At 44.1% G+C, this 14,709-nt stretch carries 13 protein-coding genes; 12 read left to right on the top strand and 1 reads right to left on the bottom strand.

Translation table 11 applies throughout. From position 1 onward, the window contains the following. The 5 genes from PAN94_RS05295 to PAN94_RS05315 all read left to right on the top strand — a co-directional run. Positions 1-1,889: SHIRT domain-containing protein (locus PAN94_RS05295; protein ID WP_285875016.1), on the top strand; the 1,889-nt coding region annotated here is incomplete at its 5' end. 185 nt (positions 1,890-2,074) lie between these two features. After that, positions 2,075-2,908: a DegV family protein gene (locus tag PAN94_RS05300; protein ID WP_285875018.1), complete on the top strand. Its 834-nt coding sequence runs from the start codon at positions 2,075-2,077 to the stop codon at positions 2,906-2,908. 110 nt (positions 2,909-3,018) lie between these two features. After that, positions 3,019-3,294, top strand: coding sequence for a non-specific DNA-binding protein Hbs (gene hbs, locus PAN94_RS05305; protein WP_005589527.1), 276 nt, complete (start codon positions 3,019-3,021; stop codon positions 3,292-3,294). Positions 3,295-3,494: 200 nt separating this feature from the next. Next, entirely contained in the window at positions 3,495-4,196 is a 702-nt protein-coding gene (locus PAN94_RS05310; protein ID WP_285875021.1) for a DUF4947 domain-containing protein, read from the top strand. 70 nt (positions 4,197-4,266) lie between these two features. Next, entirely contained in the window at positions 4,267-5,538 is a 1,272-nt protein-coding gene (locus PAN94_RS05315) for a TRZ/ATZ family protein (RefSeq protein ID WP_285875023.1), read from the top strand. 121 nt (positions 5,539-5,659) lie between these two features. Here the strand turns inward: PAN94_RS05315 and PAN94_RS05320 are convergent, their stop codons facing one another. Beyond that, the gene (locus PAN94_RS05320; RefSeq protein ID WP_285875024.1) at positions 5,660-6,853 is read right to left on the bottom strand and encodes an L-lactate MFS transporter; all 1,194 of its coding nucleotides are present in this window, start codon (positions 6,851-6,853) and stop codon (positions 5,660-5,662) included. A 346-nt stretch (positions 6,854-7,199) separates the two neighbouring features. On the opposite strand from PAN94_RS05320, the gene PAN94_RS05325 reads away from it, so the two are divergent. The 7 genes from PAN94_RS05325 (at position 7,200) to PAN94_RS05355 (ending at position 14,615) form a co-directional block, all read left to right on the top strand. Next, complete coding sequence (locus PAN94_RS05325) at positions 7,200-7,652, top strand: peroxide-responsive transcriptional repressor PerR (protein ID WP_285875025.1); 453 nt, start codon at positions 7,200-7,202, stop codon at positions 7,650-7,652. 162 nt (positions 7,653-7,814) lie between these two features. After that, positions 7,815-8,507, top strand: a complete 693-nt coding sequence (locus PAN94_RS05330; RefSeq protein WP_045498451.1) for a phosphoglycerate mutase — start codon at positions 7,815-7,817, stop codon at positions 8,505-8,507. Positions 8,508-8,636: 129 nt separating this feature from the next. After that, entirely contained in the window at positions 8,637-10,694 is a 2,058-nt protein-coding gene (gene pbp2b, locus PAN94_RS05335; protein ID WP_285875026.1) for a penicillin-binding protein PBP2B, read from the top strand. 53 nt (positions 10,695-10,747) lie between these two features. Next, complete coding sequence (gene recR / locus PAN94_RS05340; protein WP_005589561.1) at positions 10,748-11,344, top strand: recombination mediator RecR; 597 nt, start codon at positions 10,748-10,750, stop codon at positions 11,342-11,344. Between the two features lie 148 nt (positions 11,345-11,492). Further along, complete coding sequence (locus PAN94_RS05345) at positions 11,493-12,539, top strand: D-alanine--D-alanine ligase (protein ID WP_285875027.1); 1,047 nt, start codon at positions 11,493-11,495, stop codon at positions 12,537-12,539. A gap of 104 nt (positions 12,540-12,643) precedes the next feature. Then, on the top strand, positions 12,644-14,017 hold the full coding sequence (locus PAN94_RS05350) for a UDP-N-acetylmuramoyl-tripeptide--D-alanyl-D-alanine ligase (protein WP_285875028.1): 1,374 nt from the start codon (positions 12,644-12,646) through the stop codon (positions 14,015-14,017). After that, the gene (locus PAN94_RS05355) at positions 14,004-14,615 is read left to right on the top strand and encodes an NUDIX hydrolase N-terminal domain-containing protein (protein WP_285875029.1); all 612 of its coding nucleotides are present in this window, start codon (positions 14,004-14,006) and stop codon (positions 14,613-14,615) included. The genes PAN94_RS05350 and PAN94_RS05355 overlap by 14 nt, the downstream gene beginning before the upstream one ends. Positions 14,616-14,709: the final 94 nt, after the last annotated feature.

The following is a 14,709-nucleotide window of genomic DNA, read 5'->3' on the forward strand; positions in this document are numbered from 1 at the left end:
CAACATCAGGTAAGCAACTTCCAGCAGCCATCGCCGCATTGACCCCAAGCGACAGTGCAACATATGTGAATGGTGCTTCTGTTTCAGCTCAACAGCCATCACAAACCACTTACACAGATACTGTGAACGACGGCACATGGACCTTCAAGGGCTATGACGCATCTAACGCCGTTGTCAACAAGTCAAATGTAGAGTTTGTAGGGAAATGGGCCTTTGAAGCTAACAAGTACCAAGCAAGTTACCGCTTCGAGAGCGCAACATCAGGTAAGCAACTTCCAGCAGCCATCGCCGCATTGACCCCAAGCGACAGTGCAACATATGTGAATGGTGCTTCTGTTTCAGCTCAACAGCCATCACAAACCACTTACACAGATACTGTGAATGACGGCACTTGGACCTTCAAGGGCTATGACGCAGCTAATGCAGTCGTGAACAAGGCAAATGTAGAGTTTGTAGGGAAATGGACCTTTGAAGCTAACAAGTACCAAGCTACTTATCGCTTCGAGAGCGAGACAGCAGGTCAAGCTCTTCCAGCAGCCATCGCAGCCTTGACTCCAAGCGACAGTGCAACTTATGTGAATGGTGCTTCTGTTTCAGCTCAACAACCAGCTCAAACCACTTACACAGATACTGTCAATGACGGTACCTGGACCTTCAAGGGTTACGATGCAGCCAATGCAGTCGTGAACAAGTCCGATGTTGAGTTTGTAGGAAAATGGGCCTTTGAAGCCAACAAGTACCAAGCAGGTTACCGTTTCGAAAGTGCGACTGCTGGCAAAGCTCTTCCAGCAGCCATCGCAGCCTTGACTCCAAGCGACAGTGATTCGTATGTGAATGGTAATTCTGTTTCAGCTAAGCAACCAGCGGAAAGCACTTACACAGATACAGTGAATGATGGCACCTGGACCTTCAAGGGCTATGACGCAGCCAATGCAGTCGTGAACAAGGCAAATGTAGAGTTTGTAGGAAAATGGGAATTCAAGGCAAATCCGAAAAATGCTGAAATTTATACGCCTCAGGTAACGGAAGAAATCATCAAGGTTGGAGACAAACCAAACTTGATCGATAATGTGACGAACTTGTCAAGCCTTCCAGCTGGCACTAAGGTAGTTGATATCACACCTGTGGGTCAAATAGATACCACAAAACCAGGTACTTATAGCGGTACAGTGCGTGTTGATTATCCAGATGGTTCTTCTACTGAAGTTCCTGTACCAGTTAATGTTTTGCCTGCACCGGTAACTGAAACCTATAAAGTGACTTACCGCTTCGAAAGTGCAACCGCAGACAACAACTTGCCAGCAGAAGTATTGAGCTTGCTTCCACAAAGTGGGACATATACTACAAGTTCTTCTGCAGCGATTGCTTTTGTTCCAGAAGCACCAATGCTACTAGAAGTGGCTGCTGCAAATGGCACTTGGAAATTCCTGGGCTATGAAAAAGTGGAAGAGGGAACAAGTTTGACTTTCATAGGTAAATGGGCCTTTGAAGCCAAGCAAGTTCCTAGTCCACAACCACAACCACAACCACAACCGGAACCTGCACCGCAGCCGAAACCAGAACCAGCGCCACAACCGCAACCGGTTCCGAAACCAGAACCACAGCCAAGTCCTGTTCCACCAGTGACTCCAGAAGTGAAGCCGGTTCAAGAGACTGATTCAGCAGCTAAAATTCAAACGGATCAGTTAGCGAAGAAGCCTGAAAGCAAACCTGTTCTAAATGCTAAGCCAGCTGTTCCAACTCCAGCAGGAGATAAGACTAAACAAGCGACCTTACCAAATACAGGTAGCACTGCTCCAGTTTCAATCGTGGGAGCAACGACCAGTGCTCTTCTTGCGGGTCTAGGATTCATGATTCTTGGTCGCAAGCGCAAAGATGATGAGGCTTAAAAGGGCATCTTCTTGATGCAAGCTTTGGCTAGTGCCTCAATCAACTAGTTAAGAGTCTTCTAAGTAGTATTTTACTTAGAAGGCTCTTGTTTTTTCGGGATTTATGGATTAAGCTAAGATTGATTCACAAAAATTAGGATTTTTTGGTATAATAGAGTCAATAATAGGATAAAAGTAGGGAAAATATGACAAAAATTAAAATTGTGACAGACTCTTCGATTACGATTGAGCCTGAACTAGCAAAAGATTTGAATATTACGATAGTTCCTTTGACAGTCATGATTGACGGTGTAGTCTACTCGGATTCCAATTTGAAGGAGGGAGAATTCCTTCAGTTGATGAAGTCTAGTAAAAATCTGCCCAAGACTAGCCAGCCACCAGTTGGAGTATTTGCTGAGGTTTTTGAAGATTTGTCAGCGGAAAATGTCCAAATCATCTCGATTCACATGTCTCATGCTTTATCTGGCACCGTAGAGGCAGCTCGTCAGGGAGCTACCTTGGCCAAGGCTGATGTAACGGTTGTCGATAGTTCTTTCACGGATCAAGCGATGAAATTCCAAGTCGTTGAGGCTGCTAAGATGGCAAAAGCTGGAGCGACTTTGGAGGAGATTTTACAAAAACTTGAGGAAGTCAAAGCCAAGACGGAGCTATATATCGGCGTATCAACCTTAGAAAATTTGGTCAAAGGTGGTCGTATCGGCCGTGTGACTGGTCTGATTAGCTCGCTTTTAAATATTCGTGTCGTCATGCAGATGACAAATCATACCTTGACTCCTATTGTCAAAGGACGGGGCGCTAAAACCTTTAAGAAATGGCTGGATGACTTGAAAGAGTCTCTGAAAGAGAAAGAAATTGAAGAAATCGGAATTTCCTATGCGGGTGGACCAGAATTTGCCAATCAAATGAAGGTAGAGCTGCAGGAGTTTGTTGAAAAACCAATCTCTGTCTTAGAAACAGGTTCCATCATCCAAACTCACACTGGAGAAAATGCATGGGCCGTTCTAGTTCGCTATAAATAGAGTAAATTATTTGTAAAATGTCTGCTTAAGACTTGACCTAGACGCTTTTTTTAGATATGATAATATCTGTTAGGGTTATTAACCCAGAAAAAAATTGGAGGATTTGTTAAATGGCTAACAAACAAGATTTGATCGCAAAAGTGGCAGAAGCTACAGAATTGACTAAAAAAGATTCAGCAGCAGCAGTTGACGCTGTATTTGCAGCAGTTACAGAATACCTTTCAAAAGGTGAAAAAGTTCAATTGATCGGTTTTGGTAACTTTGAAGTTCGTGAGCGTGCAGCACGTAAAGGTCGCAACCCACAAACTGGTAAAGAAATCACAATCGCAGCTTCTAAAGTTCCAGCTTTCAAAGCAGGTAAAGCTCTTAAAGACGCTGTTAAATAAGACAAAAACCAAAAGCCTACTGCATCAGCTTCCTAGCTTGTGCAATAGGTTTTTTCTTATGTTTTGGCATAACATCAATCATTTTTCCTAAGCTTCTAGAAGACACAGTATTTGTTTGTTAGAGAAGACAGTAAAAATTAGGATGCTCCTCCTGCTCAACTTAAAATATGATATAATGTAGCTAAGAAATGGGGGTAACTATGTATTTTAAAAGAATAATAACCTTTTTAACCATGCTTGTGGCTGTTATGGCTTTGACAGCTTGCTATTATCCAAGGAAAAGGGTTCCTAGGTCTGAAGCCTCTTCTGTCCAAAAGGTGAAAATACCAAAGAAATCAGAATCGACGAAGGCTACAAGCTCCAGTCAGCAAGAAAGATCAAAGAGCAGCCAGACCTCATCATCCAGTGCTCCAGCTTCTGAGAGCAAGGCTACAAGTTCGCCAGATGAAGTAACGGATGGCTTGCCTCAAGATGCACAGTCTGCCAATAAAGACAAGATCTATGCAACAGGTAATGCCAAGGTGTATTATCGTTCTTTTGAAGGAGGATTTAGTGCTCAAACGCCTGATTTCAAAGGCTATACAGAGGAGCAAGTCAAAAAGGTGCTTGGCGAGCCAGAGGCCGTCATAAAGGATCCGAATTACATTAAGAACACTTTTAAAGCTCAGGAGTTAGAAAATATAAAAGAACTCTATCGAGGTCAGCATGTGACGGAAGAGCAGGCAAAAGCTTTCTATGTAACAGCAGCGGATATTGCCCAGGCAGCTAGCTTGAACCAAGACTATCAGTTGGAGAGTGATTATATTTTATATAGCTATAAGCAACATAAAATTAATCTGATTTTCTCTAAAGGAGAGTTGTATTATATGACTCCTAATCCTGATTATCTTTATTTTAAATAATCTTAGAAAATTCTTGCGCTAGTTTACTAGGCTTGCTATAATAGCTAAAACGAAATGAGAAGGAGCAAGGATGAAAGCTTATACAAATGTCAATCTGATGACCTGTGACAGCGCATTTCATGTATATCGGGAAGGGTTGCTGGTTGTGGAAGATGATCGCATTGCCTACTGTGGCCCCTATGACGAGGCCTGGCTAGAACAGTGCAGCGAGCTAGTGGATTATGAGGGTGCTTGGATCATGCCAGGGCTGGTCAACTGCCATACTCACTCTGCTATGACCTTGTTGCGCGGGATTCGTGATGATAGCAATCTGCACGAATGGCTGGAGGATTATATCTGGCCGGCAGAAAGCCAGTTCACATCGGATCTAACAACTAAAGCTGTCCAGCTGGCTCTAGCTGAAATGCTCCAGTCGGGAACAACGACTTTTAACGATATGTATAATCCTCAGGGAGTGGAGATTGACCGGATCTATAAGACTGTGCGGCAGTCCGGTATGCGCTGTTATTTTTCGCCAACCCTCTTTAGCTCAGCAGCTGAAACGGCAGCAGAGACTCTGGCACGTACTCGGGCCATTATTGAGAAAATTCGCTCCTATGACGATGAAGATTTTCAGGTCATGGTGGCGCCTCATTCGCCTTATGCCTGTGACGAAGCTCTGCTCAAGGGCAGTCTTGAGCTAGCGCGTGAGCTGGATTTGAAGCTTCATATCCATGTGGCGGAGACACAGGAAGAAAATAAAATTATCCTGGAGCGCTATGGTAAACGGCCTTTGGTTTTCTTGAAAGAACTAGGCTACTTGGAGCAATCAGCCATTTTTGCTCACGGAGTTGAGCTCAATCCATCAGAGATTGCGGATTTAGCGGCTTCTCGAGTCAGCATCGCCCACAATCCTATCAGTAACCTCAAGCTGGCTTCTGGTATAGCTCCAGTGACAGACTTATTAGCCGCTGGGGTGACCGTTGGCCTCGCGACAGACTCTGTTGCTTCCAATAATAATCTGGATATGTTTGAAGAAGGTCGGACGGCTGCCCTCCTCCAGAAAATGCGGGCAGGTGATGCGACCCAGTTTACAATTGAGCAGGCCTTGAAGGCTTTGACCATTGAAGGAGCTAAAGCTCTGGGCTTGGAGAAGAAAATCGGCAGTCTGGAAACGGGCAAGCAAGCCGATTTCATTGCCATTCAGCCTAAGGGACGACTTCACCTTTATCCTTTGGAAAATATGCTGTCGCACCTAGTATATGCAGTCAAAGGCAGCGATGTTCAGGATGTCTACATTGCAGGGCAGCAGGTCGTCCGAGATGGCAAAGTTCTGACCGTTGATCTAGAATCGTTCCGTTAAAAAGAAAAGCCGAGTTTGTCTCGGCTTTTATGCTAGTTCGGAGAGTTCTTTTCAATTTTTGCTGGCTAACAGATTCTTTGTCAAAGAAAAACTCTGGGTTACCCCAGAGTTAGTAATAGTTTTAAGCTTTCTTTGATTTAGAAATATAGAATAATTGTAGGACGATACCAAGGAGTGCCATGCCAATAACGATGTAGAAGGCCATTGAATAGTCTCCCTTGTTTGCTTGAGCAAGTCGAGCTCCTAACTGTGGTCCGGCAATAGCTGCAACACCATAGGCCGTGAACATCCAGCCGTAGTTTGTGCCGACATTGGCCACGCCCCAATTTTCGGCTGTGATACCTGGGAAAGATCCAAGGAAGCCACCGAAGGACAGGGCAACAAGCATGACGCCTAAGATTGCAAGGATGCTTCCTTCTCCTTTAAAGAGAGCGGTCAGTGCTAAGCCACCAGCGACAGCGCCAAACATGGCGATTACAGTAGGGTAGCGGCCGATTTTGTCCGATACAGCTCCCCAGAAGATTCGTCCAAAAGTATTGGCAATAGAAACCAGCATAACGAATAGAGTTGCTTCTCCAACTAGTTTATATTGGTCGGAGATAGACGCTGCTGAGCCGATAATCATCATACCACCAGTAGCACCTAAAATGTAGATGAGCCACAGCAACCAGAAGTTGCCTTCGCGTAGCATTTCTTTGTGAGTTTTTCCTGTCGGTGCAGAACTTCCTGCTGCTGGAGCAGCTACTGGAGCTTTTTCCATGACAAGAGAAGAGCAGCAGATAACGACAAGTAGGGCAATTCCCAGAACTTTAAATGTAGAATAAACGCCCATTGAAGCGATGAGAGTTTTGGCAAGTGGTCCGATGATTAGTGGTCCAAGTCCAAAGCCCGCTGCGGTTAAACCACCCGCGAGACCTTTTTTATCAGGGAACCATTTGGTAGCGACAGAAGTTGAAGCGCCATAGGCTGATCCGATACCGAGACCAAGGATAACCCCGTAGGTCAAGTAGAGTACAGGAAGAGAAGTTGCAAATCCTGTAGCAAACATACCCGCACCAAAGAGAATTCCTCCTAGAAAGACAAATTTCTTAGGGCCTAATGAATCGACTTTAGGTCCGAAAATAATCATGCCGATTGGCACCATTGCAAAAGAGATACTGAAGGCTAGAGAGGTTTGAGCTTGTACCCATCCTTGGCTAGCATTGGCTTCCAGCAACGCTTTTTGAAAAACAGACCAGGCGTATCCAGCACCTAAAGAAAGGTTGGTTAATATAGCTGCTGCTAAAATTAACCAGCGATTTGGTGTTTTTTTCATAATGATATCCTCATTTATATAATTTTTTTCTAAAAAGTGATAGAAAATCAGCTGTACCCAAATACTTGTCCTGCATGTTTCCTGCAAGGCAGGTAAAATAGCAGAAGCATGGCTACAGAATTTGTTACTATAAAGCTGACATGTCAAATAATTTAAGCGCTTACATATTTGTTGACATCTCTATCATATCGTGCTTTGAGGCAAAAATCTACTTAATTAAAATGAATAGGTCTATTAGGTGGGTTAATAATTTTCCTTATTTACAATCATTCTTAATAGAAAATCTATGTTTGTCATGATATAATGGAAATAAGCTAGAAATGAATGTAGATGGAGTATAGAGAAGATGAATGAAGAGTATGAAAAGAATTACCAGGAAGTAATTGAACATCTGAGGCTGAAAGGTGTTCGAATCACAGAGACGAGAAAGGCTGTGATTGCTTTTATCATCAGCAGTCATGACCATCCTAGTGCAGAGATGATTTACCAAGCCCTCTTGCCTGAATTTCCCAATATGAGCTTGGCGACTGTTTATAATAATTTAAAAGTATTGATTGATGAAGGCTTTGTCTCAGAGCTCAAGGTTCGTAATGACACGACGACCTATTATGATTTTATGGGGCATCAGCACCTCAATGTCATTTGTGAAAAATGTGGTCGGATTGCGGATATGGACTTGGATTTGCCAGACGTTCAGCAGGAAGCAGCAGAGCAGACTGGCTATCAGATCACTAAGAGTCAGATGGTCGTTTATGGCATTTGTCCCGAGTGCGCCCAGCAAGGACAAGTGGCTAGCTAGAAGTCTTGAGTGAGAATTGATTTTCTCAAAACGTTGAGCAAAGGCTGAGCAAGTGGATAATTTCACAAATATTTCACTGAGACTAGATTTTTGAGAGAAAATTTTGTAAAATAGAATAGATAAACGGGGCAAACCCCGGAAAATAAAAGGAGAATCCATCTAATGGTAAAATTGGTTTTTGCTCGCCATGGTGAGTCTGAATGGAACAAAGCTAACCTCTTCACTGGTTGGGCTGATGTTGATTTGTCTGAAAAAGGAACACAACAAGCGATTGACGCTGGTAAATTGATCAAAGAAGCAGGTATCGAATTTGACCAAGCTTACACTTCAGTTTTGAAACGTGCGATTAAAACAACAAACTTGGCGCTTGAAGCAGCTGACCAACTCTGGGTTCCAGTTGAAAAATCATGGCGCTTGAACGAACGTCACTACGGTGGTTTGACTGGTAAAAACAAGGCTGAAGCAGCTGAACAATTTGGTGATGAGCAAGTTCACATCTGGCGTCGTTCATACGATGTATTGCCTCCAAACATGGATCGTGATGATGAACATTCAGCTCACACTGACCGTCGTTACGCTTCACTTGACGACTCAGTTATCCCAGATGCTGAAAACTTGAAAGTAACTTTGGAACGTGCCCTTCCATTCTGGGAAGATAAAATCGCTCCAGCACTTAAAGATGGTAAAAATGTATTCGTAGGAGCTCACGGTAACTCAATCCGTGCCCTTGTAAAACACATCAAACGCTTGTCAGACGACGAAATCATGGACGTGGAAATCCCTAACTTCCCACCATTGGTATTCGAATTCGACGAAAAATTGAACGTAGTTGCTGAATACTACCTTGGAAAATAATTGGTGATAAAGCTCTGCCTAGCAGGGCTTTTTCTCATTATTGGAGAAAAATTCTTTTTCCTTCCTGTGAGATTTCCATGCTTCATTGCTGGGGAAATGTGGTAAAATAAAAGATAGATTTTTACGAGAATGAGAGAAGAAATGTCTAAGAGAAAATTTGATAGCCATTCTATCACAGGCCGACTCTACCTTCTATTTGGGATAGTCGGAGTCTTATTTTTGGTGCTGATCGCTCGTCTGGGCTACATGCAGGTCGTCAATCAAGAATTTTATACCGATAAATTAGCTAAAGCAAGTAAAACGAAGATTAAATCGAGTTCGGTTCGTGGGCAGATCTATGACGCTTCAGGCAAGCCCCTGGTGGAGAACACAACCAAGCAAGTGGTGACCTTTACGCGAGATAATAAACTGACAGCAGAAGAAATCCGTGAAACAGCACAAAAGTTACTGCAGTATGTGTCAGTGTCTGACCTAAAGGTGACCGAGCGCCAAGAGGTTGATTATTATCTGGCGGATAATAAAGTTTACCGAGAAGTGGTTGAAAAATTACCCAAGGAAGAAAAATTTGATACGGATGGCAATCGTTTGCCTGAAGCCAAGATCTATAAGGCAGCGGCGGAGAGTATTGATCCAAGCCAGCTAGGCTATACAGATGAGGAAAAGAGGATTATCGCTCTATTTAGCCAGATGAATGCCGTTCCAAACTTTTCAACAGGGACGATTCAGACGGATGATTTGACGACGGAGCAGGTCGCTACGATTGCGTCCATCGGCAAAGAGCTTCCGGGTATTAGTATTTCAACCAGCTGGAACCGGAAGGTTTTGGAAACATCGCTGGCTTCGATTGTTGGTCAAATTTCAACCGAAAAAACAGGTCTGCCAGCTGAGGAAGCGGATGACTATGTCAAGAAGGGGTATTCTCTGAATGACCGAGTGGGAATTTCTTATCTGGAAAAAGAGTATGAGTCTGTTTTACAAGGAAAACGAGCAGAAAAAGAAATTCGGCTGGACAAAAATGGCAACATGGAGAGCGTTGAGACCATTTCCGAGGGAAGCAAAGGGAACAACCTGAAGCTAACCGTAGATCTGACCTTCCAGCAGGGAGTTGAGGATGTTCTCAGAAATGCCTTTAATATGGAGCTAGCCAAAGGTAATGCCACCTATTCAGAAGGTGTCTATGCCGTGGCTATGGATCCCAATACAGGGTCAATCTTGGCCCTGGCTGGTGTCAAGCACGATCTGGAAACAGGCGATATCTCAGCGGATGCGCTGGGTACCATTACAAATGTCTTTGTTCCAGGTTCTGTCGTTAAAGCGGCTACCTTAACAGCTGGTTGGCAGTACGGAGCCATTTCAGGAAATCAATCCTTGGTCGATCAGCCGATTCTTTTCGCGGGTTCTGCTCCTATCAATTCTTGGTTTACGGCCTATGGCTCACGTTCTATTACAGCGGTGGAGGCTCTGGAATATTCGTCTAATACCTATATGGTTCAGGTAGCCCTAAATATGCTGGGGACTCCGTATAGCCCAAATATGGCCTTAGGAACCCATAATGTCGATGCTTCAATGAAAAAACTCCGTTCGACTTTTGCAGAATATGGTCTGGGGACTGAAACAGGGATTGATTTACCGACAGAATCAACAGGCTACATTCCCAAAAACTTCACAGTCAGCAATTATATTACGGATGCTTTTGGGCAGTTTGATAACTACACTCCACTTCAGTTGGCTCAATATGCGTCGACAGTAGCCAATAACGGTAAACGGGTAGCTCCGCATCTGGTTGAAGGCATTTACGCCAACAATGACCAAGGTGGACTGGGAGACTTGATTGAGAAGAAGGAAACAAAAGAACTAAATCAGGTCAATATTTCCGAGGAAAATATGGCTCTGATAAAACAAGGTTTCTATCAGGTGGTCAATGGATGGAGTGGCTTTACAACTGGACGGACGATTGCCCAGGGCGCTATGGTTTCGATCAGTGCCAAAACAGGGACTGCCGAAACCTTTGTCAACGGTGGTACATCTGCTATCAACACCAATGTCGTATCCTATGCACCAAGCGATAATCCTAAAATAGCTGTGGCCGTGGTCTTTCCGCACAATACCGATCTTTCCTCAACGGTTAGCCACAGTATCACCCGTGATATTATCAACCTTTATAATCAACAGCATCCTATGAATTAGAAAGGAAAAGCAGTAGAATCGGATCAAGATTTTACTGCTCAACGATTACTATAATGCTTTATCCAACTCCTATCGCCAAATTGATTGATAGCTTTTCCAAGCTGCCAGGTATCGGCATCAAGACAGCTACTCGTTTGGCCTTTTATACCATCGGGATGAGTGACGATGATGTCAATGAATTCGCCAAAAATCTACTAGCTGCCAAGCGTGAGCTGACTTACTGCTCTATCTGTGGCAATCTGACGGACGATGATCCTTGTGCTATCTGTACGGATCAAACGCGCGATCAGACTGTGATTCTGATCGTTGAGGATAGTCGCGATGTGTCTGCTATGGAAAATATCCAAGAATACCACGGCCTTTATCATGTTCTTCACGGCCTTATCTCCCCCATGAACGGTGTAGGACCAGATGACATCAACCTTAAGAGTCTCTTGACTCGCTTGATGGACAGCCAAGTGATGGAAGTGATTGTGGCTACCAATGCAACGGCTGACGGAGAAGCGACTTCTATGTATATTTCTCGAGTGCTCAAGCCTGCAGGCATCAAGGTGACTCGTCTGGCCCGCGGATTGGCTGTCGGCGCTGATATCGAATACGCAGATGAAGTGACCCTGCTCCGAGCCATTGAAAATCGGACAGAATTGTAAGATGAAAGAAAGATTTCCTGCTGAAAAACAGCTTTGGAAGTCTTTTTTCTATTCAAAAATGCGGGGAAATATGATATACTGAAACAGTCTAAAAAGAAGATGGGGCAACCCAAAATGAACTTATAGCTAGAAATGTTAGGATAAGATAATGGTCAAACAAACCTTGATTTTACTATACGGTGGCCGCAGCGCTGAGCGAGAAGTTTCAGTCTTGTCGGCTGAGAGTGTCATGCGAGCTATCAACTATGACAAATTTTCTGTCAAGACTTATTTCATCACAAAAGCTGGCGATTTTATAAAGACGCAGGTATTTACAGAAAAACCAGCTGCAGCTGAAAAGCTCATGACCAATGAAACGGTTGATCTTTCACAGCAAGTCAAACCGAGTGATATTTATGAGGAAAATGCAGTTGTCTTTCCTGTTCTTCATGGACCTATGGGCGAGGATGGCTCTATCCAAGGCTTCCTTGAAGTGCTGCGCCTTCCTTATGTGGGCTGCAATATCTTGTCTTCCAGTGTTGCCATGGACAAAATCACCACCAAACGTATTCTGGAATCTGCTGGAATCCCACAGGTTCCTTATGTAGCGGTGATTGAGGGTGAAAATCTGGAAGAAAAAATTGCCGAAATCGAAGAAAAATTGACGTATCCGATTTTTACCAAACCATCTAATATGGGCTCTAGTGTCGGTATTTCTAAGTCTGAGAATCAAGAGGAGCTGCGAGCGGCATTGGATTTGGCCTTCAAGTACGACAGCCGTGTCTTGGTTGAGCAGGGAGTCAATGCGCGTGAGATTGAGGTTGGTCTCTTAGGAAATTATGACGTTAAGAGTACCTTGCCGGGCGAAGTGGTCAAGGATGTGGCTTTCTACGATTATGAAGCCAAGTATATTGACAATAAGATCACCATGGATATTCCTGCGAAAATCTCAGACGAGGTTATTTCAGTCATGCGTACGAATGCTGAGACAGCCTTTCGTGCCTTGGGCGGACAGGGATTGGCTCGCTGTGATTTCTTCTACACTGAAGAGGGTGACATTTTCCTCAATGAGCTTAATACCATGCCAGGCTTTACCCAATGGTCTATGTATCCCTTGCTCTGGGAAAATATGGGACTGCCTTATTCCGAGTTGATTGAGAAATTGGTAAATCTAGCTGAAGAGGCCTTCGCTCAGAGAGAAGCGCATCTTTTATAAATATGATATAATAGAGGGACTGAGATGACAGGCTGAATATTTACTATTTAGTCTGGTCTCAATCCCTTCTTTTTTGGGAAAAAGTGGAAAAATGAGTTAAAAATATGAAATTAGATTTATATGAAATAGCAGAAGTCTTGGCTGCCAAAAATGATGTCAATCAGTTTGAAAATGTGGCTTTTAGAAATGCTGAATTTGACAGCCGTTTGATTGAGGCGGGGGATCTTTTTATCCCGCTTAAGGGGGCGCGTAACGGACATGACTTTATCGCGACAGCCTTTGCTCAGGGAGCTGCGGCTACCTTGTCTGAGCGTCCGGTAGCAGAAGGACCCTATATTTTGGTCGATGATGTGCTCGCGGCCTTTCAAGCTTTGGCTCAATACTATCTGGAAAAGACAGGCGTAGATGTGCTCGCTGTGACGGGATCCAATGGGAAGACTACAACCAAGGATATGCTGGCTCAGCTACTGGCTACTAGCTACAAAACCTATAAAACCCAGGGCAACTATAATAATGAAATCGGCCTGCCCTACACGGTGCTCCACATGCCAGACGACACAGAAAAGCTAGTTTTAGAAATGGGACAGGATCATTTGGGAGATATCCATCTTCTGTCTGAAATTGCCAAGCCAAAGACTAGCATTGTAACCTTGATTGGCGAAGCTCACTTAGAATTTTTCGGAAGCCGTACGGAAATTGCTAAAGGAAAGATGCAAATTGCAGATGGCATGAAGAAAGGCGGCTTGTTCTTGGCTCCGGCTGATAAGATCGTCAATGATTTTCTGCCAGACCAGCAAAAGGTAGTTCGCTTTGGTCCCGATGCAGATATTTACTTGACTCGCTTGGAAGAGCGCAAGGATAGTTTGACCTTTGAAGCGAATTTTCTGGAGCAGGCGATTGACCTACCTGTGACTGGCAAATACAATGCGACTAACGCTATGATCGCCTCTTACGTAGCCTTGCAGGAAGGTGTCAGTGAGTCGGCGATTCGTCAGGCTTTTGCCCAGCTGGAATTGACTCGCAATCGAACCGAGTGGAAGAAGGCGGCTAATGGGGCCGATATCCTGTCAGATGTCTACAATGCCAATCCAACAGCCATGCGTCTGATTCTTGAGACTTTCTCAACGATTCCAGCCAGTCAGAGTGGTCGCAAGGCTGCAGTATTAGCCGATATGAAAGAGCTGGGTGCTGACTCCAAGCTAATGCACGGAGCCATGATTACCAGTCTCAATCCAGAGATTATAACCGATCTTTTCCTCTATGGAGAGGATATGGAAGCCCTCTATGTCTATGCTCGGGAAATCTATCCACCAAATCGGGTGCATTATTTTGTCAAAAATGCTGACAAGGATCAGTTTGAAGATTTGACCAGGACCGTTAAGACTTGGTTGCAATCCTCCGACCAAATCTTGCTCAAGGGCAGTAATTCGATGAAGTTGGATAAACTAGTGGAGGTCTTGGAGTATGGGGACAAGTGATATAGCTTTGATTCTCCAGCGACTGCTGGCTATAACGGATACAGGTTTGTCTTTTGCTGCCAGTGACTTTGATCGAGAACGCTATGCGGTTATCAGAGACAATCTGAATCAGTTGCTCAGCGAGACCAGCCATCTGGAATCGGATGAGCTGTCTGACTTGCTCCGGCCGACAGATTTTTATGCGACTCCTTTGGTCGATGTCCGAGCTTTTATCGTTCAGCAGGGCAAGATTTGTCTAGTACGAGGACAGCAAGAGGAGACATGGGCTCTGCCGGGTGGTTTCTGTGAAGTAGGCTTATCTCCCAAAGAAAATATAGTAAAAGAAATTCAGGAAGAAACTGGATTTCAAGCTAGCGTAGTACGCTTGCTGGCTGTCTTTGATAGCAATAAATTTCAGCCACAAAGTAAGCAGTACGTCAAGCTCGTGTTTGAATGTCAGCTGAAAGAGGGAGATTTTCAGCCCAATTTAGAAATCGCTGAGCTGAGTTTCTTTGATCAACAGGATTTGCCTCTTCTATCCGAGAAAAGGATAACAAACGAGCAGATGCAGCTTCTCTGGGATATTTATCAGAATCAGCAAGAACAATATATAGACTAGATTGAAGTTGATGCTGACTGGATGCTTATATCCAGTAGACCAGATAATCCAGCTCAATCTGTCCAGAGTTGTAATGGCCAGAAGCTATTATTCT

Source organism: Streptococcus sp. SC1 (genome assembly GCF_030272855.1).
GTDB lineage: Bacteria > Bacillota > Bacilli > Lactobacillales > Streptococcaceae > Streptococcus.